Origin of the sequence: Nonomuraea sp. NBC_00507 (assembly GCF_036013525.1) — a bacterium.
In the GTDB taxonomy this organism is placed as follows: Bacteria; Actinomycetota; Actinomycetes; order Streptosporangiales; family Streptosporangiaceae; genus Nonomuraea.
Genome location: NZ_CP107853.1, coordinates 7253163 through 7279107, shown reverse-complemented (window position 1 = coordinate 7279107; position 25945 = coordinate 7253163). Strand labels below are relative to the sequence as shown.

The 25945-nt window shown below is 71.3% G+C and carries 24 protein-coding genes and 1 pseudogene; 11 read left to right on the top strand and 14 right to left on the bottom strand.

Annotated features, from left to right (window positions below):
• Positions 1 to 39 precede the first annotated feature (39 nt).
• Complete coding sequence (locus OHA25_RS35000; RefSeq protein ID WP_327581182.1) at positions 40 to 1035, top strand: small ribosomal subunit Rsm22 family protein; 996 nt, start codon at positions 40 to 42, stop codon at positions 1033 to 1035.
• Between the two features lie 2 nt (positions 1036 to 1037).
• Here the strand turns inward: OHA25_RS35000 and OHA25_RS34995 are convergent, their stop codons facing one another.
• The 4 genes from OHA25_RS34995 to OHA25_RS34980 are packed head-to-tail and all read right to left on the bottom strand — an operon-like array spanning position 1038 to position 3850.
• Complete coding sequence (locus OHA25_RS34995) at positions 1038 to 1379, bottom strand: DUF4180 domain-containing protein (protein WP_327581181.1); 342 nt, start codon at positions 1377 to 1379, stop codon at positions 1038 to 1040.
• On the bottom strand, positions 1372 to 2277 hold the full coding sequence (locus tag OHA25_RS34990; protein ID WP_327581180.1) for an alpha/beta fold hydrolase: 906 nt from the start codon (positions 2275 to 2277) through the stop codon (positions 1372 to 1374). Before OHA25_RS34990 ends, OHA25_RS34995 begins: the two co-directional genes overlap by 8 nt.
• Positions 2274 to 2675 (bottom strand): helix-turn-helix domain-containing protein, encoded by a 402-nt coding sequence (locus OHA25_RS34985; RefSeq protein ID WP_327581179.1) that lies wholly within the window; start codon positions 2673 to 2675, stop codon positions 2274 to 2276. Before OHA25_RS34985 ends, OHA25_RS34990 begins: the two co-directional genes overlap by 4 nt.
• A gap of 41 nt (positions 2676 to 2716) precedes the next feature.
• Positions 2717 to 3850 (bottom strand): winged helix DNA-binding domain-containing protein, encoded by a 1134-nt coding sequence (locus tag OHA25_RS34980; RefSeq protein ID WP_327581178.1) that lies wholly within the window; start codon positions 3848 to 3850, stop codon positions 2717 to 2719.
• Between the two features lie 166 nt (positions 3851 to 4016).
• Between OHA25_RS34980 and OHA25_RS34975 the strand changes: the two genes are divergently transcribed.
• From OHA25_RS34975 to OHA25_RS34960, 4 genes are read left to right on the top strand one after another with little or no spacing between them, the layout of a single operon-like run.
• Positions 4017 to 5555 carry a phenylacetate--CoA ligase family protein gene (locus OHA25_RS34975; protein ID WP_327581177.1) on the top strand — a complete coding sequence of 513 codons (1539 nt, stop codon included), beginning with the start codon at positions 4017 to 4019 and terminating at the stop codon, positions 5553 to 5555.
• On the top strand, positions 5552 to 5998 hold the full coding sequence (locus tag OHA25_RS34970) for a DUF4188 domain-containing protein (protein WP_327581176.1): 447 nt from the start codon (positions 5552 to 5554) through the stop codon (positions 5996 to 5998). The genes OHA25_RS34975 and OHA25_RS34970 overlap by 4 nt, the downstream gene beginning before the upstream one ends.
• Positions 5995 to 7083 (top strand): hypothetical protein, encoded by a 1089-nt coding sequence (locus OHA25_RS34965; protein WP_327581175.1) that lies wholly within the window; start codon positions 5995 to 5997, stop codon positions 7081 to 7083. Before OHA25_RS34970 ends, OHA25_RS34965 begins: the two co-directional genes overlap by 4 nt.
• Entirely contained in the window at positions 7080 to 8000 is a 921-nt protein-coding gene (locus OHA25_RS34960) for a hypothetical protein (RefSeq protein WP_327581174.1), read from the top strand. Before OHA25_RS34965 ends, OHA25_RS34960 begins: the two co-directional genes overlap by 4 nt.
• Positions 8001 to 8047: 47 nt before the next feature.
• Here OHA25_RS34960 and OHA25_RS34955 read toward each other — a convergent pair whose 3' ends face one another.
• The 7 genes and pseudogenes from OHA25_RS34955 to OHA25_RS34925 all read right to left on the bottom strand — a co-directional run bounded on the left by OHA25_RS34955 (position 8048) and on the right by OHA25_RS34925 (position 15597).
• A complete protein-coding gene (locus OHA25_RS34955; RefSeq protein WP_327581173.1) occupies positions 8048 to 8467 on the bottom strand; it encodes a hypothetical protein in 420 nt (139 codons plus the stop codon).
• Between the two features lie 136 nt (positions 8468 to 8603).
• Positions 8604 to 8735, bottom strand: a pseudogene (locus tag OHA25_RS34950) (nucleotidyltransferase domain-containing protein); the annotation flags it as partial.
• Positions 8736 to 8803: 68 nt separating this feature from the next.
• Positions 8804 to 9304, bottom strand: a complete 501-nt coding sequence (locus OHA25_RS34945) for a MarR family winged helix-turn-helix transcriptional regulator (RefSeq protein WP_327581172.1) — start codon at positions 9302 to 9304, stop codon at positions 8804 to 8806.
• Between the two features lie 49 nt (positions 9305 to 9353).
• Positions 9354 to 10523: a substrate-binding domain-containing protein gene (locus OHA25_RS34940; protein WP_327581171.1), complete on the bottom strand. Its 1170-nt coding sequence runs from the start codon at positions 10521 to 10523 to the stop codon at positions 9354 to 9356.
• Between the two features lie 122 nt (positions 10524 to 10645).
• Positions 10646 to 11659 carry an ABC transporter permease gene (locus OHA25_RS34935; protein WP_327581170.1) on the bottom strand — a complete coding sequence of 338 codons (1014 nt, stop codon included), beginning with the start codon at positions 11657 to 11659 and terminating at the stop codon, positions 10646 to 10648.
• Positions 11653 to 13200, bottom strand: a complete 1548-nt coding sequence (locus tag OHA25_RS34930; RefSeq protein WP_327581169.1) for a sugar ABC transporter ATP-binding protein — start codon at positions 13198 to 13200, stop codon at positions 11653 to 11655. Before OHA25_RS34930 ends, OHA25_RS34935 begins: the two co-directional genes overlap by 7 nt.
• A gap of 96 nt (positions 13201 to 13296) precedes the next feature.
• Positions 13297 to 15597 (bottom strand): ATP-binding protein, encoded by a 2301-nt coding sequence (locus OHA25_RS34925; protein WP_327581168.1) that lies wholly within the window; start codon positions 15595 to 15597, stop codon positions 13297 to 13299.
• Positions 15598 to 15799: 202 nt separating this feature from the next.
• On the opposite strand from OHA25_RS34925, the gene OHA25_RS34920 reads away from it, so the two are divergent.
• Genes OHA25_RS34920 through OHA25_RS34910 form a run of 3 tightly spaced genes read left to right on the top strand, consistent with a single transcriptional unit; the run spans position 15800 to position 17765 of the window.
• Positions 15800 to 17032, top strand: coding sequence for an RNA polymerase sigma factor (locus OHA25_RS34920; protein ID WP_327581167.1), 1233 nt, complete (start codon positions 15800 to 15802; stop codon positions 17030 to 17032).
• On the top strand, positions 17004 to 17249 hold the full coding sequence (locus OHA25_RS34915; RefSeq protein WP_327581166.1) for a hypothetical protein: 246 nt from the start codon (positions 17004 to 17006) through the stop codon (positions 17247 to 17249). Before OHA25_RS34920 ends, OHA25_RS34915 begins: the two co-directional genes overlap by 29 nt.
• Positions 17250 to 17282: 33 nt before the next feature.
• Positions 17283 to 17765, top strand: coding sequence for a metallophosphoesterase family protein (locus OHA25_RS34910; protein ID WP_327581165.1), 483 nt, complete (start codon positions 17283 to 17285; stop codon positions 17763 to 17765).
• Here OHA25_RS34910 and OHA25_RS34905 read toward each other — a convergent pair.
• Positions 17758 to 18786, bottom strand: coding sequence for an ABC transporter substrate-binding protein (locus OHA25_RS34905; protein WP_327581164.1), 1029 nt, complete (start codon positions 18784 to 18786; stop codon positions 17758 to 17760). The two genes, OHA25_RS34910 and OHA25_RS34905, sit on opposite strands and share 8 nt — an antisense overlap.
• A 280-nt stretch (positions 18787 to 19066) precedes the next feature.
• Here OHA25_RS34905 and OHA25_RS34900 point away from each other — a divergent pair, with 280 nt between their 5' ends.
• Positions 19067 to 20359, top strand: a complete 1293-nt coding sequence (locus OHA25_RS34900; RefSeq protein WP_327581163.1) for an FAD-binding oxidoreductase — start codon at positions 19067 to 19069, stop codon at positions 20357 to 20359.
• A 16-nt stretch (positions 20360 to 20375) separates the two neighbouring features.
• On the opposite strand, the gene OHA25_RS34895 is transcribed toward OHA25_RS34900, so the two are convergent.
• Positions 20376 to 21329 carry a lysophospholipid acyltransferase family protein gene (locus tag OHA25_RS34895; RefSeq protein WP_327581162.1) on the bottom strand — a complete coding sequence of 318 codons (954 nt, stop codon included), beginning with the start codon at positions 21327 to 21329 and terminating at the stop codon, positions 20376 to 20378.
• Positions 21326 to 22060, bottom strand: a complete 735-nt coding sequence (locus tag OHA25_RS34890) for a GNAT family N-acetyltransferase (RefSeq protein ID WP_327581161.1) — start codon at positions 22058 to 22060, stop codon at positions 21326 to 21328. The genes OHA25_RS34895 and OHA25_RS34890 overlap by 4 nt, the downstream gene beginning before the upstream one ends.
• A gap of 541 nt (positions 22061 to 22601) precedes the next feature.
• On the opposite strand from OHA25_RS34890, the gene OHA25_RS34885 reads away from it, so the two are divergent.
• Together OHA25_RS34885 and OHA25_RS34880 are read left to right on the top strand one after the other, a co-directional pair.
• Positions 22602 to 24332: an ABC transporter family substrate-binding protein gene (locus OHA25_RS34885; protein WP_327581160.1), complete on the top strand. Its 1731-nt coding sequence runs from the start codon at positions 22602 to 22604 to the stop codon at positions 24330 to 24332.
• 99 nt (positions 24333 to 24431) lie between these two features.
• The gene (locus OHA25_RS34880) at positions 24432 to 25940 is read left to right on the top strand and encodes an ABC transporter permease (protein ID WP_327581159.1); all 1509 of its coding nucleotides are present in this window, start codon (positions 24432 to 24434) and stop codon (positions 25938 to 25940) included.
• The last annotated feature ends 5 nt before the right edge of the window (positions 25941 to 25945 follow it).

Genomic DNA, 25945 nt, shown 5'->3' with positions numbered 1-25945 from the left:
CATGGCCTCGCCCAGGCCAGGACCCTCTGAACGCCTCCGATGAAAGCGAATGCACCCATGCTGCCCGACGCTCTCAGAGCCGCTCTGGACCAGGCCCTGACCCGCTACTCGCCGCAGGAGTTGTCCCGGTCGGTCGCCCACCTCACCGAGAGCTACCGCACCCCGTCAGCCGGGGGCACGCACCTGCGCACCCAGGCCGATGTCGCCGCCTACGCCGCGTACCGCATGCCCGCCACCTACGCCGCCGCCGGCGCCGCGATGCGTCAGGCGGCGGCGCTGACGCCGGGCTTCCAGCCGGCGACGCTTCTCGACGCCGGCGGCGGGACCGGGGCGGCCATCTGGGCGGCGGGCGCGATCTGGCCGTCCCTGTCCCAGGTCACGGTCATCGAGCACGACCCACACGTCATCGACCTCGGCCGGCGCCTGGCCCGCGGGTCGGAGGCGGCCGCCGTGCGGGACACCACGTGGCGGCACGCCACCATCCGGCCCGGCCTGGACCGGCCGCCGGCCGACCTGGCGACGATGTCGTACGCGCTGGGTGAGCTCCCCGAACAGGACCGACCGGACGTCGTGCGCTGGCTCGCCGACGGCGCCGCCATGGTGGTCATCATCGAGCCCGGCACACCCGCCGGCTACGCCACCATCGCCGCCGCCCGGGAGGTGCTGTCCGGGCAGGGCATGACCCTCGTCGCCCCCTGCCCGCACGACGGCCGCTGCCCGATCCAGCCGGGCCGCGACTGGTGCCACTTCTCCGTCAGGCTGCCCAGGAGCTCCCTGCACCGCCAGGTCAAGGCGGGGACGCTGAGCTTCGAGGACGAGAAGTTCTCCTACGTCGCCGCCACGGCCGGCCCGTCGCCGCGCGCCGAGGCCCGGGTGCTGCGTCACCCGCAGAAACGCAAGGGCGTGGTGTCCCTGCGGCTGTGCACGGCCGACGACGGGCTACGCGACGTGATCGTCTCCAAGCGGCAGGGCGAGCTCTACCGGCGCGCCAGGGACGTGGACTGGGGTGACGCGTGGCCAGGCGGTGAGGGCTGACGTCAGGAGCGCCGGGCCGTGAGTTCGTCCAGGTCGCGGACGAACCAGAGGTGGGTGCCCCGGTTCGACTCCAGCACCCAGGCGCGCAGGGCCTCGCTCGCGGCGGTGAAGCGTGAGACGTCCCCCACGATCGCCAGCCCCATCCGGTAGTTGACGAACTTCTGCGCGATCTCCCCCGCCACGCCGGTGCGCAGGGAGAAGAAGTCCTCGTGCAGCCGCTCGGCGGGCACGGCGACCCAGGTGGCGCCGTGCCCCCATGCCTCGCCGATGAGGTCGAGCGCGTCGCGCTCGTCCCGCAGCGGCGGGCCGTCGGGCGGGCAGAGGTGAACGCTGTCGTCAGGCATGGGCGGTCTCCAGGAAGTCCATGATCTCTCGGGTGTGGGCGGGGAGCAGGTGCCCGGCGTCGGGCAGGAGGCGTACCTCGGCGTGCGGGACGTTGCGCTGGAGGCGGCGGCGCGTGTCGTGGGAGTCGAGCAGGGCGTCGCGGCCTCCGACGATCGCCAGCACCGGCACGGCCAGCCCGCGCAACGCCTCGTCGCCGAAGACCGGCACCTTGCCGCGGCGCGGCCGGAAACTCTTCTGGATCAGCAACGAGAACGCGCCGAGATCACCGCCTGCCGCGGCGGAACCGTTCGCGGCCAATCCCTCCGCGGCGGAACCGTTCGCGGCCCATCCGTCCGCGGCGGGGCCGAGGAGGCGGCGCATGGCGCGGCGCAGGCCCCGGTCGCCCAGCAGCATCAGGGGCAGCGCGCCCAGCAGCGGCAGCCACCGCCGGCGGCCGATGCCGCTGGGGCAGAGCAGGGCGAGCCGTTCGACCCGCCCGGCCCTGCGTGTGGCGTAGTCGACCGCCAGCCATCCGCCGAGCGAAACGCCCACCATCGAGGCCCGCTCCACGCCCAGGGCGTCCAGCACGTCGTCGAGCCACGCGGCGTACGCGCCGGAGCCGAGCGGCGGCCGCGACGGCGCGCTCAGCCCCGGCTCGCCGATCACATCGACCGCGTACACCCGGAACCGCCGCGCCCAAGCGGCGACGTCACCCATCCACATGGCGCTGGTGGCCCCCGACCCGTGCAGGAGCACCACCGCGGGCGCGCCGTCCGGCCCGGACGCCAGCACGAACGTCTCGCCCTGCCCTGTGGGCACGTGCACGTGCTCACCTGGCACCGGCCAGCGGCCGAGCAGTTCCCGGTAGCGCCGCTCGACCGCCCGCGCGCCCTCCGGCGAGGAGTAGATGCCGCTCATTGCCGCACCAGCGCGTCGACGATCCGCAGCACCTGGGCGCTCTCCTCGAGCCCGCCCAGCACGATGATCTTCAGGTGAGCGCGCTCCTCGTCGTACACGAACTCCACGCGGAGCCCGTGCGGCGCTCCCGCGAGCGATCCCATGACCATCGTGCTGATCCGGTCCATCTCACGCCGCTCGACGCCGTCGATCTGCACGATGCTGGACACCTCGGCGTGCCGCGGCACCTCCGGGCGCTCGTCGGGCAGCCCGGCGAACGCCGCGAGGTCCTGCCTGGCGATCCGGTATTGCCTGCCGACGCGCACGGCGGGCAGCCGCCCGTCCCGCACGTAGTTACGCACGGTCTTGACGTGCAACCCCAGTCGCCTGGCCGCCTGCTCCACGGTGTATTGCTCCATAACACTCCCTATAATAGGGAATGTCAGGGAAGAATAGGGAGTCAGGCATGCGGTCCCACTGCCACGGGGCCGATGGTCAGGCGCGGCCGTCCCTCCAGCACCTCCCCCACCCGCTCCACCTGCTCGTCGAGCTCGCGCAGCTGGGCCGGTGTGAGATCGCGGAGCGTCTCCACAGTGACGTCGATCTTGCTACCGGAGCGCCGCTGGTGCCACACTCCGCGCACCTCTCCGTCCACCAGCAGCACGGGAAAGTTCCCCGCCTGGCCGCCGGCCAGCGCCCGCTGTGCCGCCGCGCCCGGATACAGCAGTTCGCGCGGCCGCCCGGCCACCACGTACGCGTCGAAGTACGGCAGCAGCCGCACCCCGCGCGGCGGGTCCGAGGGGAAGGCCGTGTCACCGGCGACCACCCAGGCCCGTCGCCCCTCGAACAGCACCTCCTCCAGCCCCGCCCCCTCGAACCCCCGGGCCGCCCACCGCACCGGCCCGCCGGCCCATTGCGCGAACTGGTCGGGGGTGGCCGGCCCGTACGCCGTCAGATACCTCCTGACCAGGCCGCCGAGCCCGTCCTCGACCGGCTCGGCGGGAGGCGGGGCGGTGTAGGTGACCTTGCGGCCCCTGTTCGGGCCGAAGACGACCGCGCCCCGGTGCCCCGCCAGCGCCATGGCCTGCCGCCAGCGCGGCCACATGCCCTGGAAAGCGGGCATGACCAGGTCCCCGGCCCACGGCCCGGTGGCCGCCACGACGGCGTCGCTCAGCTCGTCGATCGTCATCTCCGGCCCGGCGGCGAGCACCTCGCGGATGGCCTCCACCACCTGGTCGGTCTGCTCGGGCGTCATCCGCACGCCGTCGGGGAAGGTGGCGTGCCCGGGAGGCACCGACGACAGCGCGCTCACCCACAGGGGCAGGTCACGGGCGGGCAGCAGGTGCACGGTGCCGCGCGGCCCGAACGTCTTGACCAGGCTGCGCCGATCCCATAGCGCTTCGCGCAGGTGCGTCCGCGTGGCGCCGTCCAGCCGCAGGGCGACGGACGCCTCGCCGGCCGACATCACCTGCGCGTGCGCCCCGCACATGGCCGCCACGACCTCCGCAGGGTCCGCCTGGCCCCAAGGTGCCGCACCCAGCCCGGCCCGTTGCAGCCGCCTCGCGCTCACCTGCGGCCACGACACTTCGATCATCAGTCCTCCTCCGTCCGCATCCTCACGGTAGAGGCGAACGCGGAAGATTACCTGCCGCAATCGACGGTGGCCATGCCCCTTTGGACGGCACGCTGCCAAAGGCCGCTACGCCGAAGTAAGTGTTCGTAAAGCCATCTTCAATTCGGAATCAGTAATGTCACGCCTCATGACCCGCCTCAGTCCCGTCCTCGGACCGCTCACCCCCCGCCAGCGCTGGCGGCGGGTCCGGCTCCAGGCCTATTCCTGGGCCCTGACCGGCGCCTACCGGCTCGGCGCGATGCATCCGGCCATCTGGCGGCTGGTGGCCCGTGGCTACCATCCCGCGCTGGACCGGGTCGCCGCCAGGCACGCCAGAGTGGCCTGCCAGTTCGCGGCCGTGGACGTGCCGGCGTATCGCCACTTCCTGCGGGCGAACGGGGCCGAGCAGGCCAGCCGGCTGGCGGATTTCCCCGAGACCACCAAACAGAACTACGCCGGCGTCTACGACGAGCAGAGCCGCTGCCAGGAGGGCCGGCTGCACCGCCCCGGCGTGATCGTGGACGAGTCGTCGGGGTCGAGCGGCAAACCGTACAACTGGGTGCGCGGGCCGCGCGAGCTCAAGGGCATCTACCGCAACGCGGCCGGGTACATCGAGCTGGTCTTCCCGGGCGAGCGGCTGTTCGTGATCAACGCGTACTCGATGGGCGCCTGGGCCACCGGTACGACCACGGGCGCCGCCATGGCGCGTATCGCGATGGTCAAGAACACCGGTCCGGACCTGGAGAAGATCGCCGACACGCTGGAGCACTTCGGGCCCGGCTACGACTACGTGGTGGCCGCGTACCCGCCGTTCCTCAAGCACCTGCGCGACCGCCTGGACGAGGCCGGGTTCGCGTGGCGGGACTATCGCATCCGCGGCATGGTCGGCGGCGAGGGCATGACCGAGGCGCTCCGCGACTACCTGCAGGAACGCTTCGAGGAGGTGCGCTCCGGCTACGGCGCCAGCGACCTGACCATCGGCATGGGCGCGGAGAGCGGTTTCAGCGTGTGGCTGCGCAAGCGCCTGGCCACCGACCAGCCCCTGCGCGACCGGCTGCTCGGCCCGGGCGAGCAGCGGCTACCGATGATCTTCCACTACAACCCGCTGGAGACGTTCCTGGAGGTCAACGCGGACGGCGAGCTGCTGTGCACCATCAACACCAAGAGCTGCCTGCAGCCCAAGCTCCGCTACAACGTCGGCGACGAGGCCCGCCTGTACACCCTCGCCGAGGTGCGGGAGGCGTTAGGCGCGGAAGAGTACGAGCGGGCGTGGACCGACGAGCGGCTGAACCTGCCGCTGCTGTTCCTGTTCGGGCGCAAGGACTCGACGATCTCCTACATGGGCGCGAACCTCTATCCGCAGGACGTCGAATATGGCCTCTACCAGGGCAATCCGCACGCCGCCGCGATCAACCGGTTCTGCCTGTCGCTGGAGGAGCTGCCGGGCCTGGAGTACCGCCCGGTGATCAACCTCGAGGTACGCGGCGACGTGGACCGTGAGGAGCTGGCGGCCATCTGCCGCAAGGGCGTCGTGGCGCATCTGAGCACGGTCTCACGCGACTTCGCCGAGTCGCTCAAGGAGGACCCGACAGCCGCCGACCTGAGGGTCAAGGTCCACGACCTGGGCGAGGGCCCGTTCGCGGGGTTCACGAAGATGAAGAATGTCTACCTTGTGAAGGACGCATGAGGACCACGGATTTCAGCAAGGCGCCGCCGCAGGGGCAGGCGACGGCCATGTTCGTCGGGGCCACCCGCTACCGGGGGCCGCTGTCGATCCTCACCCTGACCTTCACGTGGTTCCGCATGGTGCGCGACATGAAGCGGATGCGCGGCTACCGCTGGCACAAGGTCTACTGGGAGTTCCCGTTCACGCTGGGCACGCTGGCGTTCTTCGAGGACCGCGACGCGTTGCTGCGTTTCGCCCGCAGCCGGCACCACCGCAAGCTCATGCAGTGGGTAACCGACGGCACCAAGAACGCCACTGGCGGCTACATCCGGCTCTACAACGCCGAGCCCAAGGGCTACAGCAACGGCGTCTGGCGGGCGGAGGGCGGCCCGATGGCGCACATCGAGACGTTCACGCCGCTGTCGGCAGAGGACGGCGACGGCCCGCCGGTGAAGCGCGGATGACGGAGCTCGCGGGGCTGCAGCCCGTCGAGACCCGCCGTGACCTGCGCGACTTCCTCTCCCTCACCGACCGCGTCTACGCCGGGGAGCCGCGGTTCATCCCGCCGCTGCACGCGCAGGTCCGCACGTGGTTCCGTCAAGGCGTGCGGATGTACGTGCTGCGCCGACGCGGGCAGGTCGTGGCCAGAACCACCCTGCACTCCGACGACGCACTGGACGTCAAGCTGGGCGGGCCCACCCAGCTGTTCGGCCTGACGGAGTTCGCCGAGGAGGCGGCAGAGGAGCTCTTCGACGGCATCTGCGCCGCCGGGCGGGCCGCGGGCAGGGAATCGGCCTTCGGACCGGTGTCGCTCCTGCCCAACCAGGCGGGCGGGGTCATCACCTCGGGCTTCGGCGAGCGCGGTTTCATCGACAGCGCGTGGAACCATCCCTACTACCCGGCTGCCTACGAGGCTCAAGGATTCAGCCGGCGCTTCGAGTCCGACACCTGGATCTGCCCGGTGCCGGACAAGGAGGTGTTCGCGTTCGACGACCGGAGGATCGAGGCCGAGCGGCTGCGGGTGCACCGGGGGGACCGCCGACGGGTGGCGGAGCAGCTGCCGATCCTGCGGGAGATGCTCAACGCAAGCTTCGCGCAGCTCGGCTACTACACCGAGATCTCCGCCGAGCAGCTGGCGGCGCAGACGGACGGGCTGGCGTACCTGCTGGACGAGGCCCTGCTGCTGTACCTGACGAAGGCGGACCGGCCGGTGGCGTTCGTGTTGTGCCTGCCCGACATTTCTGAATTTGTCGCTAAATGCCGGGGTAATCTCCATCTCCTGCGGCAGCTCCGGCTGCTCGCCACCCGCTCCCGCTACCGCCGCGAGGCGGTGCTCATCATCAAGGGAACGGTCCCCGGCGAGCAGGGTCACGGCTACATGCGGCTGCTCTCGCGCGAGTTGCACGAAGGGCTGCGCCGCGGCGGCTACCACACGCTGCGCAGCACGTACGTCGAGCGCACCAACCCCGGCTCCGCCGCCCAGTACGTCGCGATGGGCGGGCGCCCGCTGCACGGCTACACCTTCTACGCCAAGGACCTCCTCTCGTGAACGAGTTGCGGGCGCTGGAGCCCGACTTCTGGCGTGCGCCGAGCGCGCACAACACTCAGCCGTGGACGCTCGCCTACGGGGCGGACGAGGTCGCGGTCGGCTGGGATCCGGCCAGGGCGCTGCCCGTCAGCGACCCCATGGGGCGCGACCTGCGTCTCAGCCTGGGGGCGTTCGTGGAGTGCTGCCTGATCGTGTGCGCGGACGCGGGCCTGTCCATCGCCTTCCGCCCCGACCCCGGGCCGCTGCGCGTGGGCTTCCTGCACAGGGCCGAGGAGCCGTACCGTACGCCGTTCGCGACGGCGGACGTGCGGGCGCGCGGCGCCAACCGGGGCGACTACCACCCGGGACGGCTGCCGGACGACGTGGCCGCCGGGCTGGCCGGGATGCGACGGGTCGCCTGCCGGGACCTGGCGGACCTGCTGCACGCGGCGGACCTGCACCAGTTCGGCGACCGGGAGGTGACGCGGGAGCTGCGTGCCTGGTTGCGCCTGACCCGCCGGCACCGCCGCTACCTGCTGGACGGCCTCAGCGATCGGGCGCTGGCGCTCAGCGGGTTCGAGGCGCTCGCCCTGCGCGCCTCGCTCGCCCTCTACCCGGCGCTGCGCCCCCTCGGCCTGCCCAGGGTGCTGGCCGGCGCGTCGCGAGGGCTGCTGGACTACGACGGGGACGTGCTGGTGCTGGCCGGGGCGGCCGGCGACGAGGTGGAGCAGGGCCGCCTGCTCATGCGGCACTGGCTGACGTTGTCCGGCCTGGGCTACACCACGCATCCGCTGAGCCAGATCATCGACTGCGGGCCGACGCGGGAGGCGCTGGCCCGGCGGCTGGGGGTGGACGATCCCGCGTCGCTGCTCCACGTGGCCCGCGTCGGCCGCCCGAAGGCCCCTGCCGCGCCCTCGGCCCGAGTCAAGGAGGGGTAGCGGCTGGGTGCGCGGTACCCGATTATCCAGGCACGACTCAGGGGCGCTTATGAGCCGCAGGCGGCCCGCACCTCCGCGATGAGCCGTACCGCGTCGTCGACGGTGCGGCCGATCTCCTCCGGTGTGTGCCCGACCGCCGCGAGCAGCGCCTGCGCCCGTTCGCCGAACCCGCTGGGCGCCGACGGCAGCCGGTCCGCCGAGGCCACCATGCCCTTCTCGTTGATCAGCCAGGCCCCGTCGTTGGCGTGCAGCGCGTGACAGGCGGCCCCGATCGCGCGGAACAACGCCCCCGCCGCGTACACCGGGTCCCGCCCTGCGGCACCGTACCGGGCGATCGTGAGGGCGAAGTCCGCCTCCCTCAGCTCCCTGATCAGCGCCGCGCGCAGCGCCGGCGGATACTGCGCGGCCTCTTCCCGCAGGGCGGCCAGCTCCCCGCCCGGGTCGGCCAGCACCCGGCACAGCGCCACCTCCCCGGTTCACGGTCAGCCATCCGCCGCCGTCCACCCACGGGCCCCACCCGCCCGGCTCGGTCACGTCGACCGGCTCGCCCGTCACCTCCCGCGCGAGCGCCCGCAGCCGGTCCACGTCGAGCCGCCCTCGGTAGTAGAGGCCCAGGTCGATGTCCGAGTCCGGCCGGTGTGTGCCGCGCGCCCTGCTGCCGCCCAGCACCACGGCCACCACACCGGGCACCTCGGCAAGCCGGGCGGCGATGGCGTGAAGATCCTTCTCTTGCATGGGTCGAGACTAGAGGCCGCTCCCCCACCCACCGGTTCGGGACAGCGGCGAGGCCCGCAGCGCGTGCCTCACTCCCACGCCGGGTCCTCCGCCAGCTTCTCGGCGATCCGATCGTGGAAACTCTTGCGGGCGAGGACCTGCTCGATATCGGCGACGACGCGGGTGAGCGGATAGGGGATCTCGGCCTCGATCTCGGCGATGGCGGCCTCCGTGGCCCGCCACTCCGCCGCCAGGCGGCCGACGATGCCGCGGGCGTTGTCGGTGAGCGTCACCTTCTTGCTACGTGCGTCCTCGCCCGCGACGGTCCGGACCCAGCCGGCCGCGCGCATCGCCGCCACCTTCTGGCTGAGCGCCGAGTGCGTCCGTCCGACCGACTCGGCCAGTTCGGTGATGGTCATCGGCCCGCGGGCGTGGAGCCGGAGCAGCTCCATCACGAAGCTCGGCTTGAGCCCGTTGATGCGCTTGTCGGAGTAGAGCCGGGCGATGTCCGCGTCCATCGAGGCCTGCAGAAGCCGCAGAGGCCGCCAGATGCTCTCCTGGGTGGGATCGGGTGCGTGGGAGTCCGCCATGAGCAGATGATAAGAGTGCTTATATAAGCGCTGTTGCACCCGGCCGCCCTTAGCCGAGCCAGATGCGCCGGTAGGCCTCCCGGTAGCCGCGTGGCTCCCATGAGGTGGAGTTGTCCACGTTCCCGGTCGTGGTCAGATGCACCGGCGTCACGTACCCGCTGGCCGGCCGGCCGGCGAACGCGCGGTTGAGCTCGTCGATGATCTGGCTGCCCTGAGCCTCCAGCGGCTCAGGGACCGTCGCCTGCTGGAACTGCCGGGCGCGGATGCGCTGGAACGCCGAAGGATCCCCGTCCCCGGCGCCGATGGCGTAGGGAGGCCCGCCGCCTTTCCGTCCCGCGGCACGCAGCGCAGGGGCGGCGTCGGCGAAGTAGACGTCGTTGATGGCGACCGAGTGCGTCCACCGCTCGCCGAAGCGTGACAGCAGCGATGAGGTCACCACCGGCATCCGGTTGCCGGTGTCGGGTAGCGGGACGTTCTCGTACGCGAGCAGCTTCACGCCGGAACAGCTCTGCAGGGTCTTCCTGATCAGCTGGGACTTGTTCTCCGCGAAGGGGATCGAGGAGTCGGTGAAGATCACGACGTCCGCGTCGCCGTTGGAGGTGGCGATGATCCAGTACGCGCTGATCCTCGCGACGTCCTCCACCCGGCTCGTCACGTTGGTGAAGAGCTTGGGATTCGTGCTGGGGCCGGGTGACGGGGTGGCGTGCCAGCCGACGAGCGGAATGCCGGCGGCGTCGGCCTGCTTGACCTGCTGAGCCACGGAGTTCGGGTCGAACCCCCCGATGACGATGCCGGATGGCCGGAGGGCGATCGCCTGCCCCAGAGCAGACCGGATCCCGGCCGGAGTGCCTTGGCCGTCGATCACGCGGACGCGCCATCCTATGGTCCGGGCGGCCTCCCGCACCCCGTTGGCGGTGCCGGCCACGCCGGGGTTCGTCATGGTCGAGGCGACGAAGACCACGCTCTTGCCGGCGACCGCGCGCGGCCCGGTCGTGGGGCCGTCCCACGCGGTGTTCACCGCTTCAGCCCGCGCGACCGCCCGAGCGGCCGTTTCCGTCACGTCAGGGCACGGACTGGCCGCCCGGTCCCGGGTGGGCGCGCCGTCCGGCGTGGGGCGGGGCGCGCCCCGCGAGCAGCCGCCGGCAACGACGCCGGTCACCACGGCGGCCAAGGCCAGCGCCGTCGCACCACGCCGGAATCCGCGGCAGGTGAGATCCATGCCTGCTCCTCGCTCAGAGCTCCTCACTCAGGGCTGTCCACTCAGGGCTCGTCACTCAGGGCTCATCTCATCACTCAGGGTTCATCTCATCACTCAGGGCTCATCTCATCACTCAGGGCTCATCAGTCCGCGGCGGCGGCAGCGGGGCCGGCGCGTGTCCGGCGCCGCGCCGCATAGCCGGCCAGTCCGACCGCGATGAGCAGCGTGATCCCGTTGAACAGGGGGGTCACCCAGAAGTCCGCCCCCAGCTGGCTGATGCCCGACAGCCCGATGGCCAGGACGGCGACGGCGACGACGGTGCCCCAGGGGTTGGCCCGCCCGGGCTTGATCGTGGTGGAGCCGAGCAGCGCGGCGACGAACGCCGGCAGCAGGTGGTCCAGCCCGACGCTCGGGTTGCCGATCTGCTGCTGGGCGGCGAGCAGGATCCCCGCGAAGCCGGTCACCAGGCCCGAGCCCGCGAAGGCGAGGATGACGTAGCGGCGGACGGGGATCCCGACGAGTTCCGCCGCCCGCGGGTTGGAGCCGATGACATAGAGGTAGCGGCCCAGCGCGAGCCGCTCGAGCACGATCCAGAGCACAGCGGTCAGGGCGAGGACGTAGAACGCGGCTATCGGCAGGTTGAGGAAGGTCGAGTCGTACAGGTCGGTGAGACCGGCGGGCAAGCCTTGCGGGCCGGCGAAGATGCGGGCGCCGTGTGTCACCCAGCCCGTGACGGCGTACAGGACGCTGCCGGTGCCGAGCGTCGCGATGAAGGAGTCGATGCGCGCGAACTCCACGAGGAGACCGTTGATCACGCCGACCGCGACGCCGCCGGCGAGTACGGCCAGGCAGGCCTGGGGCCACGGCCAGCCGGCGTTGACGACGAGAAGCAGTGTCATGACATGGCCCAGCCCGAGGCCGTAGCCGATGGACAGGTCGAAGTTGCCCGTGACGATGGGGATCATCGCGCCCTGCGCCAGGATCGCGATGATCGAATAGGCGGAGATGATCGCGGTCAGGTTGGCCATCGTGGGGAAGGTGTCCGGCAGGACGAGTGCGAACACGACGAACAGGAGGAAGGCCAGCGCCGGCAGCCCGTAACCACCGATGAGACGTCCCGCGGCGAGCCGCCGCCGGACGAGCTCTCTGGTCAGCAACGCTCCGCCCGGCGGCCGGCGGGCGCGGCCGTGGCCGCGTGGGTAAGGGCTGCGACGGTGAGGGCGTCACCGCCGAGCTCGGCGGTGACCGCTCCGCGGGTGAACACGAGTGCGCGGTCGCACATGTTCACGACTTCCTCGAAGTCCGTGGAGACGAGCAGGGCGGCCAGCCCGCTCGCCAGGGCCTCACCCAGCAGCCGGTAGATCTCGGACTTCGCGCCGACGTCGACGCCGGCCGTGGGCTCCTGAAGGATCAGCAGGCGGCTGCGGGCTCCGAGCCAGCGCCCGAGCAGGATCTTCTGCTGGTTCCCGCCGGACAGGGTGGCGAAAGTCGCCTCGGTGTCGGCGGGGCTGACCCGCAGTCGCGTGATGACCGCCATCGTCTCGGCGCGCTCCCGCCGGGCTCCCACCGGGCTCAGCGGCGATCGGCCGCGGGTCGCGGGGTTGGCCAGGAGGTTCTCCCGTACACTCAGCTCCGCGGCGGCCTCTTCCTGCCGGTCGCCGCCCACGAGACCGGCACCCGCGCCGACGGCGGCCGACACCGAGCCCGGCCGGTACGGGCGCCCTGCCAGGTGCACGCTGCCCGACAGGAGGGGGCAGGCGCCCGCCAGCGCGCGTCCGATGTCCACGTGCCCGGCGCCCGCGAGTCCGACCAGGCCGAGCGCCTCGCCTGCGCGCAGCTCGAACCCGACCGGTCCCGCCTGCCCGGCACGCACGCCGGCGACGCGCAGCAGGACCTCTCCTGGCCGGCGATGCCGGTGCCGGTAAACCCTGCTCTCCCGGCCGACGATGTCGCGCACGAGATCGGCCGGCCGGCGGCCGGCGAGCGGTCCGCGGCTGACGACGCGTCCGTCGCGAAGGACGGCGACGCTGCCGGCGATCCGGTATACCTCGTCGATCCGGTGGGTGACGTACAGGATTCCGTGGCCGCGGTCACGGAGCGTGCGCAGCACGTCGAACAGGGCGACGCAGTCGGCGGCGGGCAGGGACGCGGTCGGCTCGTCGAACACGAGGACCGTCGCATCCGTGGCCAGCGCGCGGGCGATGGCCACGAGCGAACGCTCCGCGCGCGTCAGCTGCGCGATCGGCAGGTCGGGGTCGAGGTGAGAGGCGATGGCTCGCAGGGCGTCCACGCCGCGCTGCCGCACCGCGCGCCACGAGATGAGGCCGCCGCGCCGGGCGTATCCGGCGCCGAGGGCGATGTTCTCCGCGACGCTCATCCACTCCACGAGGCCGAGATCCTGGTGGATGAAGGCCATGCTGCCGGAAGCGGCCTGGCTTCCCAGGGGATGGCCGGCCACGACGACCTGTCCCCCGTCGGCGTGATGGATCCCGGCCAGGATCTTGATCAGCGTCGATTTGCCGGCTCCGTTGGCGCCGAGCAGGGCGAGGATGTCGCCGCCGTGGAGGTCGAGGTCCACTCCGCGGAGCGCGTGGATGCCGCCGAAGTGTTTGCGGAGTCCCCGGATCCGGACGAGCGGATCGGGGCCGGTCCATGATCCCGGTCTGGCCAGACGGTGATGCGAGATGTCGTTGTGCACAGCTGTCTCCGCGGGACCTCACCACCCGGCGGACAGGACCTCGAGGTCGCCGAATATCCGTTTCATCGTACAGAACCCATGGTCAAAGGCCCGGGGTCACTCTTGATCGGGCGGGCGTGAGTCCCAGGTTTTGACGATTTGGGACCTGGACGTGAAGTTCAGCTTGCGGAGGATGTTCTCGACATGGCACTCCGCGGTGCGTTGCGCGATGAACAGGGCGTCCGCGATCTGCTTGTTGCTCATGCCCTTCGCCACGCATTCGGCGATCTCCCGCTCCCTGCGGGTGAGGACGGAGGTCACGTCGGGTGCGGGTGGTCGTGCGGGCCGCTCGTCCAGCGCATAAGCGGCGACCTGGTCGAGGGTGAGCTCCGCGCCGCGGTCGAAGGCGGCCTGGAACCGATCGTCTTTCAGGTGCCGCCGGAGGGTGGACTCGCACCGGTCATGAGCACCGGCCAGGTGCCCGAGGCCGGACAGTGACGTTCCGATCGACCGCCAGACCACCTGGGCGGCGCCGAGCATCTGCGCGGCCTGCTCGTACTGCTTGTCGTCGGCCAGGACCCAGGCCAGCCCCTCGACACACTGGGCCAGGCCCAGATGGTCGTTGCAACGCAACTTCAGCCGCACGGAGTCACGCATCATGGTCACGGCGTCACAGAACGCGCCCCGCCGCCACCGCTCGAGAGCCGTGACCCACAGCGCGTAGGACACCGACCACTCGGCGTTCGCGCGCCTGGCCGTCTCCAGCACCTCCTCGCAGAGTTTCGTGGAACGCGGATCGTCCATGAGGACGGCCGTCAGGGCGAGCTGGAAGAGCGCGACCCACTCATGACCCCGGTGGCCGATGAGGCGGCGCCGGGCCAGGGCCTCCTCCAGCAGCGTGAAGGCCCGGGCGAAGTCTCCGGCCAGCAGCGCGGAGAACCCCGTGATGTGGAGGGCGCCGGCGAGCTGGGCCTCGTCGCCGAGCCGCTCCGCCAGCGTGCGGCACTCTTCCAGCAACGGCTTCGCCGTTTCGGGATCGCCCCGGAGCAGCACGAGCCACGCGTCGACCCACAGGGCCTTGGCCCGGACCGCCCCGGCGCCGGGCTCCTTGGCGAGCGCCCGCTCCAGCCAATGGTGCCCTTCGCTCGGTGAGCTCCAGGACAGCCGGTGACTCCACATCGCGGCGGCGATCTCGAGCGCGGCCCAGGCCTCACCGGGCTCGCTCAGGCAGAACTCCAGCGCGGCCCGGACGTTGCCCTGCTCCCGGCTCAGGCGGCCGAGCCATTCCATCTGATGGTCGCCGAACCATTCCGCCTCGGCTCGCGCCGCCAGGTCGCGGCACCAGTCGCGGTGCCGCAGCCGCAGGGTCGTGTCATGGCCGGAGGCGACCAGCCGCTCCCATCCGTACTGGCGCAGCGTCTCCAGCATGTCGAAACGTACGGTGGAGTCCTGCCCGCGGCGCAGCACGATCGACTTGCTCACCAGCTGAGTCACCAGGTCCGGCACACCTTCCCGGGCGATGCCGTCCTCCGAGCACACCTGCTCGATGGCTTCCAGGTCACAGCCGCCGGAGAAGACCGACATCCGCCCCCACAGCGCCTGCTCCTCCTCGGAGCACAGGTCGTAACTCCAGTCCACCAGCGCTCGCAGCGTCTTCTGCCGCGGCGGCGCGGTGGTGGGCCCGGTCGTCAGCAGCCGGAAACGGTCGTCAAGCCGCTGGAGGATCTGCTCCGCGGAGAGAATCAGCATGCGTGCCGCCGCGAGCTCGATGGCCAGGGGGATGCCGTCCAGCCGCCGGCACAACCGCGCCACCGCCAGGATGTTGGCGTCGCTGACCTTGAACTCGGGCACCACGGCCATCGCGCGGTCCTCGAACAACCGCACCGCCTCGTTGTGCAGGACGTCCTCCATGGACGCCTCGGCCGGCTCGGGCACCGTGAACGGCGAGATCTCCAGCACCTGTTCACCCTCGATGCGCAGCGCCTGCCTGCTGGTCGCCAGGATGCGCAGCCCGGGGGCCGTCGACAGCAGGTCGCCCGCCAGTGCGCCGCACTGCGCGATCAAGTGCTCACAGTTGTCCAGCACCAGCAGCGTCTCCTTGTCCTGCAGGTACGCGGCCAGAGAATCTATATCCGGGTACGGGCATCCGACGGCGGCGGCGACCGTTTCGGCGAGGAGGTCCCTGGCCCCCAGAGGCGCCAGGTCGATCAGCCAGACCCCGTCCTCGAACTCCCGTGACATCTCCGCGGCGATCTTCCGCGCCAGCCGGGTCTTGCCCACCCCTCCCACGCCGATGAGGGTGAGCATCCGGCCCGCCGAGAGCGCACGCTTGCCCTCCGCCAGTTCGCGCCTGCGACCGACGAAGCTGGTGAGCTCGAGTGGCAGATTCCCGGCGCACGATCGCGTTGTCGCCCCCATAGCACCCCCGCTACCCCTGGCGGGCCATGCCATGACAGGGCGGACGCAAACCCTGCCCTCCTCCTGCCGCGCCGCCCGGCGGACCATCGCCCACGTGCCGGGTCCTCAAGCGGCCGCGCCACTACCATGTGCCCGTGACATACATGCTGATGATCTCCGCCGGCCCCGAGTCGCAGCACGTCATCGACGAGGTGTAGTGGACGTGGCTGCCGTCGAGAGCCTGGTGCGGGAGCTGGCGCCGCAGGTCCTGGGCGTGCTCGTACGCCGTTACGAGCAGTTCGACACCTGCGAGGACGCCGTGCAGGAAGCGCTGCTCGACGCGGCCGTGCAGTGGCCGGAGCAGGGTCTGCCGGACAACCCGCGGGCGTGGCTGATCACCGTGGCCGCGCGCCGCGTCGTCGACCACATGCGCAGCGAGCAGGCGCGCCGGCGGCGGGAGGAGAGCGTGGCGGTCAGCGTGCCCGCCGACGCGTTCGTGGCGCCGGCGCCGGGCGAGGAGCGGACCGGCGACCAGGACGATACGCTGACGCTGCTGTTCCTGTGCTGCCATCCCGCACTCTCGCAGCCCTCGCAGCTGGCGCTCACACTGCGGGCGGTGGGCGGGCTGACGACGGCGCAGATCGCCAGCGCGTTCCTGGTGCCGGAGGCCACGATGGCGCAGCGCATCAGCCGGGCCAAGCAGCGCATCAAGACCACCGGCGCGAGCTTCGCGATGCCGCCGGAGGCCGAGCGGGCCGACCGGCTGCGCGTGGTGCTGCACGTGCTGTACTTGATCTTCAATGAGGGTTACACCGCCACCTCCGGACCAGAGCTGCACCGGACCGAGCTGACCAGCGAGGCGATCAGGCTCGCCAGAGCCGTGCACCGGCTGCTGCCCGGCGACGGGGAGGTGGCCGGGCTGCTGGCGCTCATGCTGCTGACCGAGGCGCGGCGGCCGGCGCGGACCGGGCCGGACGGGAGGCTGATCCCGCTCGCCGAGCAGGACCGGAGCCTGTGGGACCGGCGGCTCGTCGACGAGGGCGTCGAGCTGGTGACGAAGGCGCTGTCGACGACCGTGCTCGGGCCCTACCAGCTGCAGGCGGCCATCGCGGCCGTGCACGACGAGGCGCCCACCGCCGAGGAGACCGACTGGCCGCAGATCCTCGCGCTGTACGGGGTGCTGTCGGGCCTGGACGACAACCCGGTCGTCAAGCTCAACCACGCGGTCGCCGTGGCCATGGTGCGCGGCCCGCGGGCCGGGCTCGAGCTGCTCGACCGCCTGGCGGCCGACGAGCGGATGACGCGGCACCACCGGCTGGCCGCGGTACGCGCCCACCTGCTGGAGATGGCGGGCGACCGGGCGGCGGCCATGGAGGGATACCGGGAGGCGGCCCGGCTGACGACCAGCCTGCCGGAGCGGCACTATCTTGAAGACCGAGCAGATCGCCTGTCCTGACAATGATTCTTTTCGGTGCCCGCTCGCCCGCTCGCCCGACCGGCTGTCGGCGCGGTGGCTGCCGGCGCTGGCCGCGCAGCTCGTCCGGGATGTCGGCGCCCTCATCACGAGGGCCGCGCCGGGGCACCAGCGCGTGGCGACGTTCGCGATCGACGGGGAGGTGCGCTTCGCATCGGCGGCCGACCGGGCGGCGTTCGCCGAGGAGCCGGCGAGCTGAGGTTGGGTCGCGCGGACGGGGCATGAGGAGCGTATGAAGGTCGTCGCGCTGTCGGACACCCACGCGCCCAGGCGCTGGCGCTCGTGCCCGCCCAGGGTCGCCGAGCACCTGCGCGAGGCGGACGTCATCCTGCACGCGGGCGACGTCTGCGTCGCGTCGGTGCTGGCCGAGCTGGCCGCGTACGCGCCGGTGCACGTGGTGAAGGGCAACAACGACGGCCCCGACGTGGACGCGCCCGAGACGCTGGAGCTGACCCTGGACGGGCTGCGGATCGGGATGATCCACGACAGCGGCCCGGCCACGGGCCGGGCGGCCCGCCTGCGGCGCCGGTTCCCGCAGGCGGACCTGGTGGTCTTCGGGCACTCGCACATCCCGCTTGACGAGTCGGGCGAGGGCCTGCGGATCTTCAACCCGGGCTCGCCCACCGACCGCCGCCGCCAGCCGCACGGCACGATCGGGCTGCTCACGATCGAGGACGGTGTGCTGACCCGGGCCGAGATCGTGCCCGTCACCTGACGACGTCGTCGCGGGCCTTGTCCAGGTTGGCCTTGAGCTCCTCCATGACGTTGGCGTAGCCCAGGTAGCTGTAGCGCTCGGCCGCGCGCCACGGATAGAGCTGCCCCGCCTTGACCGCGGGCAGCTTGGCCCAGGTCGGCTTCTTCGCCATCTCCTCGATCGTCATCGCCTGGGCGCGGGCGTCCACGAGGATCACGTCGGCCTGGTACTTGTCGGCGCTCTCCCAGCTCACGACCTCCCAGAAGCCGCCTTCGGAGGGCTTGGGCGGCGAGACGACGTTCAGGCCCAGCTTGCCCCAGTATGTGATGTCGGGATGGTCGGGCTGGTAGGCGACGTACAGGGCGTCGGGCGCCCCGGCGACGATCATCACCTTGAGGTCCGGCTTGGCCGCGGCGAGGGTCTTGAGCGCGGCGCTCGCGGCGTCGAAGCGGTTCCTGGCCTCGACCACGGGGGCCGCCTTCTGGTCCGCGCCGAGCGCGGCGGCGAGTCGGCCGTACCTCTCGATGATCTCCAGCAGGGGCTTGCCGCTGTGCATCACGCCCACGGACGGCGCGATCTGGTCGACCGCCTGGACGGACTCCGCCGGGACGTACCAGAGCTTGTCCTTCTCGTACATGCCCGCCACCAGCACGTCGGGCTGGAGCGAGGCGTACTTCTCGACGTTGAACTCGCCGAAGGCGTTGCCGATCGACTCCACCTTCGTGATGTCGACCTCGCCCACCGCCCTGTCACGGCTGCCGTCCTTGAGCCGGTGCGGGCCGTACACCGCGATGGGCCGCACACCGAAGTCCCACAGCGCGGCCGCCGAGTCGAACTGGGCCACGATGCGCTGCGGCCGTTGCGGCAGGGAGATGTTCTTGCCCCGGTCGTCGGTCCAGGTCCAGGGGCCCTGCCCCGCGGAGGCTGGGGCCGATGAGGCGAGGGCGGCGGGCGGGGAGGCCGTGCCGCCACAGGCGCCGACGCCCAGCACGGCGGCGACGGCGAGTGCGGCGGCAAGGGTGCGTGGCGGGGGGATGGCCATGAATTCTCCTCGTTTGCCCTTATGGACGGCATATTAGCTTAGGCTTACCTAACCAGAAAGATCCCGCCTGGGGCCTCATAGCCCTCCCGCTGGAGCAGGCAGCAGGCTCGTACGACCGCAGGCGTAGCCCGGGCGGCGACCGCCGGCGGATTCCTTTCCCCGGCGGCGGCAAGATCCTGGAGTCCTTCACGGCTTAAGGGGCGCGGTAAGGCCACGAGAACGGGACCGTAAGCGCCCTCCAGCACAGTGATCACAGATCACCGCAGAGAAGGGCAGAAAGATGAGCCAGCCGTCCACCGTCACCCTCCAGGACGAGATCGCCCTCCCGGGCTTCACCGGCCCCGTGCACCTGCCGGGCCAGAACGCCTACGACGAGCTGCGTCGCTCGCTCAACCCCGCCGTGGACGCCCGCCCGGCCCTGGTGGCCGAGGCGTACGGGGCGGCGGACGTGCGGGCGGCGCTGCTCGCCGCGCGGGCGCACGGGGTGCCGTTCGCCGTGCAGTCGACCGGCCACGGCACGCACGCCGCGGGTGACGGCGGCGTGCTGGTCAGGACGTCGCCGATGGTGTCGGTGCTGGTGGATCCCGTCCGCCGGACCGCCCGGGTGGGGCCGGGCGCACGCTGGAGCGCGGTGCTGGCCGCCGCCGCGCCGTTCGGCCTGGCGCCGCTGTCGGGGTCGGCGCCGTCGGTCGGCGTCACTGGGTACACGCTGGGCGGCGGCCTCGGCTGGCTGGCCCGCAAGCACGGGTTCGCCGCAGACAGCGTGGTGCGGGCCGACGTGCTGCTGGCCGACGGCCGGCACGTCACGGCGAGCGCCGGCAGCCATCCCGAGCTGTTCTGGGCGCTGCGCGGGGGCGGCGGCGGGTTCGGCGTGGTGACCTCGCTGGAGTTCCGGCTCTACCCGGTCGCGCAGGTGTACGCGGGGTTCGTGTACTTCCCGATCGAGGCGGCGGCCAGCCTCCTGCACGCGTACCGGACCTGGATCGACGACGCGCCCGACGAGATCAGCACCGCCGTCGTCCTCAAGCGCATGCCCGCCGGCGGGCCGCTGCCGGGCCGGCACGTGGCGATGCTGAAGGTCGTGCACGCCGGGGAGGCCGCCGAGGGCAGGCGGCTGCTGGCCCCGCTGTGGCGGGCGGCCGGCCCGGCGCTGCTGGACGAGACCCGCACGATCGCGTACGCCGACGCGGCCATGGGCGGCACCCCGAACCGGCACATGGACATGTTCGACACGGTCCCCGGCGAGGTCGCCGACATCGTGGTGCGGGCCGCCGAGCAGGCGCAGACCGTGGAGATCCGGCACTGGGGCGGCGCGCTGGGCCGGCCGGGACCCGACGCGGGCCCGGTCAGCCACCGGAGCACCAAGCTGTCGGTCATCGTGGACACGCCGGTGCCGGGCCTGGCCGAGGAGCTGCGGCCGTACGCCAACGGGGGCACGTTCCTCAACTTCCTGTCCGACCCGCGGCGTACGGCGGCCGCCTACAGCACGGCGGACTACCGGCGGCTGCGGGAGGTCAAGCGGGCCTACGACCCGGACGGCTTCTTCCGCGTCGGCCACGTCGTGCCCGCGTGAGCAGCCGTCACGGCCGTCACGGGGAACGCACCGGCTGAGCGAGGTCGATTCCGCCTGCTGCGGCGGGCACGAGCGTATTGAAGGGTGTCTTCGCCGCCCAGCCGGCGTGCGCGTCGTCGAGCACGTGTGCGCGGATCCGGCCCTCGGCCAGCGCGGCCAGCGCCGCCCGGTCGGCGGGCGCGGGCCGTACGGGGTCGAGGAGCGTCACCTCGACGGCGAGGTCCCTGGTGGCGGCCACCCGCAGCATGGAGGCCAGCAGCGAGTCGTCGCCGACGAAGCAGGCGCGGGTCGAGGTGGCGCCGCCCTCGTGATACCACAGCGCCGCCGGGACCACCGCCGCCTCCGCGTCGATGGCGGCCTGGAACACCGCCGGCCGGAACCGGCCCATCCCGCGCCCGCACCAGGTCGTGCCCTCGGGGAAGGCGACAACGGTGTCGCCGGCCCGCAGCGCGCCCGCGACCGCCGCGACGGTCGCCGGCAGCGCGTACAGGCGCTCCCGATCGATGAACAGCGCCCCCGATCCGGCCACGAGCCGTCCGACGACCGGCCATCCGGCGATCTCCTGCTTGGCGAGCGGCCGCGACGGTACCGTCGCGGCGAGCACGAGCGGGTCCAGCCAGGAGATGTGGTTGGCCACGACGAGCCCCTCCGCGCCGGGCATTCCCGGCGGGACCTCGACCCGGATGCCGAGCGCCCGGAGCAGCAGCCTGGCCCACGCCCTCGTGATGGCCGCCCGCACGCGGGCGGGCGCCCGGAAGGCCGCCAGAGACACCGGCAGGCCGGCGAGGATCACGACCAGGGCCGCCGACAGCCGCGCCACCCGGCGCAGCATCCCCGCGGCGGCGGCCGGGCCCGTCACGCAGGTGGCGGTCGTGCACGGGCCGACCGGCCGCCAAGGGTTGGCCTGGGCGATGCTGCTCACCGGGCCACTCACAGGGCCATTCACCGTGCCGCTGCTCGTGCCGCTCACCGTGACGCTCCCTGCGCGGTCTCTCCGAGGAAGTAGCGCAGGTAGCGGTGGTTGACGCGGGCCATGGACAGCAGCACGAAGAAGTCGGCGGTGCCGAAGTCCCGGTCGTGCGCGGGCGCCCCGCACACCCAGGACCCCAGCCGTAGGTAGCCGCGCAGCAGCGCCGGCGGCACGAACCGGTCGCCGCGGGCCGCGCCCCGGCGGCCGCGCCAGGGCTCGCGCGGCGTGACCCGGTACTCCTCCGGCCCGAGCGGCACCTGATCGACGACGGCCGCCGCGACCGCGCCCTGGTCGTCGAGCGGGACCGAGCAGCAGCCGGCCAGCCACTGGTGGCCGCCGTCCGTCATGTACCGGGCGATCCCGGCCCACATGAGGGCCATCACCGCGCCGTCCCGGTGGTCGGGATGCACGCAGGTGCGGCCGGCCTCGACCAACCCCTTCCTGATCGGGGCGAGGTTGCGCAGGTCGAACTCGCCGTCGGAGTAGAGCCGGTCGGTCCGGCCCGGAGGCAGCAGCCGGTACGTCCCGACGACCTCGGCCCCGTCCCTGACGAGGATGTGGTCGCAGTAGGCGTCGAACCGGTCCGCGTCGAGGCCCGAGACGGGGCTGTCCAGGCGCGCCCCCATCTCCTCGGCGAAGACCTCGTACCGCAGTCGTTGCGCGGCCCGCAGGTCGGCGGCGCTGGTGGCCATGTCGACCGTGTACCGACCGGTGTCAAGAGAGATCGTCATGGGCGGGCGTCCTTCCCTGAAGGGGTCTCGCGCCTATGTCGACATGCGGAAATGACAACGGCGTCGCCCCCCGGGGGCAGGCAGGCGTCCGCGCGGTGAACCTCGTGGCGAAGACCTGCGGGGCCACCCGTACGGGGCCGCGCCGCGATCATGCCGCGCGCCGGGTGTGCGCGGTGCGATGCCGGCGCTCGCGAAGGGGCGAGAAGTGAAGGTTCCGCTAAATCTTTAAACGGCCATATCTGTAAATGGCAGCCCAGGATGGCAACGGAAAAGCCGCCTTACCGAGGGCGCACCGCAATACGCCCAGGCGAATGTTTCGGACGCCGATGGCTGTAGCCGCACACTTTTGCATAGATCATCCCTTCCTGTCTATAGGTGCCCTTCGACCTGCAGACTCCCAGGAGGGACATTACGGATCGGGTTGACATAGATCTCAACTCTGCAACATTACTGTCAGGCAATTTGTCCGAAACATTAGTCAATGATTCTATTTCGCACTAACTAGCGGCGTTGACCCTGGTTCGGACAAAGGAGAGCTGTCGTGTCCCACAGGCGGAGACTTGGGAGATTCCTCACGGCGGTGGCAGGAGGCGCGCTTCTGCTGTCGGCTTGCGGGCAGACCGGCGACGGGGCGAGCAAGCCCTCGGCCTCGGCCTCGGCCCCCGCGGCGCAGACCATCACCTATGCCGGTGAGCAGGAGTTCAACTCCTACAACAGCACCGCGGTGAACAACCTCGTCAACAGCACGGCCATGCAGCGGGTCCTGGCCGGCTTCTGGTACTACGGCGAGAACGGCGTCGTGACCCCGGACAAGGACTTCGGCACCTACACCAAGAGCTCCGACGACCCGCTGACCGTCGACTACGAGTTCAACTCCAGTGCCGTGTGGTCCGACGGCACCCCCATCGACTGTGACGACGCTCTGCTGTTCTGGGCGGCCAAGTCGGGCAAGGTCAAGGGCTTCCAGGTCGACGGCACCAGCGGCGTCGAGCTCACCAAGGTTCCGGCGTGCAAGGCAGGCGACAAGAAGTTCACCTTCGAGTATTCCGCGCCGTTCGCCGACTGGGACAGCAACGGCCCCGGCGCCGCGGACCTGCTGCCCGCCCATGTGGCCTACAAGGCCGCGGGCATGAGCGAGGCTGACTTCATCGCCGCGGTGCAGGCTCAGGACACCAAGAAGCTGGAGGCGGTGATCAAGTTCTACAACGAGGACTGGGTCATCGAGGGCGGCATCAAGGACATGTCGCTCTTCCCCGCCGCCGGCCCGTACAAGATCTCCGCCATGGAGCCCGGCCAGTCGCTGACCCTCACCGCCAACGACAAGTGGTGGGGCCCCAAGCCGGCGACGCCGACCATCGTCATGCGGGTCATCTCGCAGGAGGAGCAGGCCCAGGCTCTGCAGAACCGCGAGGTCAACCTCATCGAGCCGCAGCCCAACCCCGACCTCCTCGCCCAGCTCGAAGGCATGCAGGGCGTCACCGTGAAACCCGGCGACCAGTACACCTACGAGCACCTGGACTTCAACTTCGAGGGTGCGTTCAAGGACAAGACGCTGCGCGAGGCGTTCGCCAAGTGCGTGCCCAGGCAGCTCATCGTGGACAACCTGATCAAGCCGCTGGCGCCGCAGGCACAGGTGCTGCAGGTGCGCACCAAGTTCCCGTTCGAGGCCGAGTACGCCACCGTCGCGCAGGGCAGTGGCTCGGAGACCTACGCCCAGCCCGACGTCGAGGGCGCCAAGGCGCTGCTGGAGAAGGCCGGCAAGGCCGGGATGGAAGTGAAGATCGGCCACAACCTGCCCAACCCCCGCCGCACCCAGGAAGTGCAGCTGATCGCGGACTCCTGCGGCAAGGCCGGCTTCAAGATCGTCGACGCCGGTGACGAGAAGTTCTTCGAGGCCGGCGGACCGCTGGCCACCAACACCTACGACGTCGCCCTGTTCGCGTGGAGCGGCTCGGCCGAGGTCAGCCAGTGGAGCTCGACGTACACCACGGCCAAGGAGTGCAGCGAGGCCGGCAAGGAGAACAACAACGGCTGCTACTCCAACAAGGAAGTCGACGAGCTCATCAAGAAGCTCAACGGCGAGGTCGACAAGACCAAGCACCCCGCCATGGTCGCCGAGATCGAGAAGCTGCTCTGGGCGGACCTCGCCACGATCCCGCTGTTCGCCCACCCGGGCCTGCTCGCGTGGGACGAGAAGCTCCAGGGCGTCGTGCCGAACCCGGCGCAGTCGTCGGTGACCTGGAACATGGACAAGTGGGCACTGGCGCCCTAGCCGTCCGATCATCCTAAACCAGCCGAGCGTGGGCCGGGCACCCGCAGGTCCCCGGCCCATGCGCCGGCACATCGTCGCCATGAACCAAGGGGGTAGCGAGTGATCGCCTTCATCTCCCGAAGATTGATCACCTCCTTCTTCGTCCTCCTGGCCGCCACCATGGTCATCTACGGGCTGACGGCGATCGCCGGCGACCCGCTGGAGGACCTGAGAGAGCTTCCGGGCCCGGACCGGGAAAGGAGGATGGCCGACCGCATCGATCGGATGAACCTCGACGTCGCCCTTCCCCTGAGGTATCTGGCCTGGCTCGGCAACCTGTTCCGCGGTGACCTCGGCGTCAACCGCGACGGCCAGGACGTGGGCGTGCTGCTCGGCGCGGCCCTGTCGGCGACGCTCCAGCTCGTCGTGGCGGCCACCGTGCTCGCGGTCGTCATCGGCGTGATCGTGGGCATCGTCTCGGCGCTGCGGCAGTACAGCGCCTTCGACTACTCGGTCACCTTCGCCGCCTTCGTCTGCTTCTCGCTCCCGCTCTTCTGGGTCGCGGTCATGCTCAAGCAGTACATCGCCATCGAGTTCAACGACTGGCTCCGCGATCCCGTCATCCCGCCTGCCGTCATCGGCTCGGCGGCCCTGGTCGGCGGCCTCGCCTGGGCGGCGCTGGCCGTGGGCGAGCGGCGGCTCAGGCTGGCCGCGTTCGGTGCGGGCGCCGCCGTCACGGCCGTGATGCTGGCGCTGCTCTCGGCGACCCGCTGGTTCGCCGATCCGGGCATCGGGCTGTTCGCGCTGGCCGTTCTCGCGGGAGGCACAGCGATCGGACTGACCGTGCTGGTCTCCGGGCTGCAGTACCGCGGCCCGCTCTACGCGGCCCTGGCCGCCGCGGGAATCGGCGTGCTCCTGTCCGAGGTCCTGGATCCCGTGCTGGCCGACCCCGGCTGGGCGGGGATCTTCGGGCTCGTGCTCGTCACCGTGGCCGTCTGCGCGGGACTCGGGCACGGCCTCGGCGGCCTGCTCCGCCGCCAGGCGATCACCGCCGCCGTGCTGACCGGGCTGATCACCGGTGGGCTGATCTTCCTCGACCGGATGCTGCGCGGCTTCGCCGCCTACAGCGAGCGGGTCCGCGGCCGCCCGATCTCCACGATCGGCTCACGCACCCCGAACTTCACCGGCGACTTCTGGCAGACGAACCTGGACGCGGCCGGGCACCTCCTGCTGCCGACCATGGCGCTGATCCTGATCTCCCTGGCCACGTACACGCGCTACAGCCGTTCCAGCATGCTCGAGGTGATGAACCTCGACTACGTGCGCACCGCGCGAGCCAAGGGCCTGCCCGAGCGCACGGTGGTCACCAAGCACGCCTTCCGCAACGGGATGATCCCGATCACCACGCTGATGGCCGTCGACTTCGCGGGCGTGATCGGCGGCGCCATCGTGACCGAGAACGTCTTCGGCTGGCAGGGCATGGGGAGCCTGTTCCTCAAGGGGCTCCAGCAAGTGGACCCGGCCCCGGTCATGGCGTTCTTCATCGTCTCGGGGACCGCCATCGTCGTGTTCAACATGCTGGCCGACATCGTCTACGCCTATCTCGACCCGCGGATCAGGCTGTCATGAGGGAG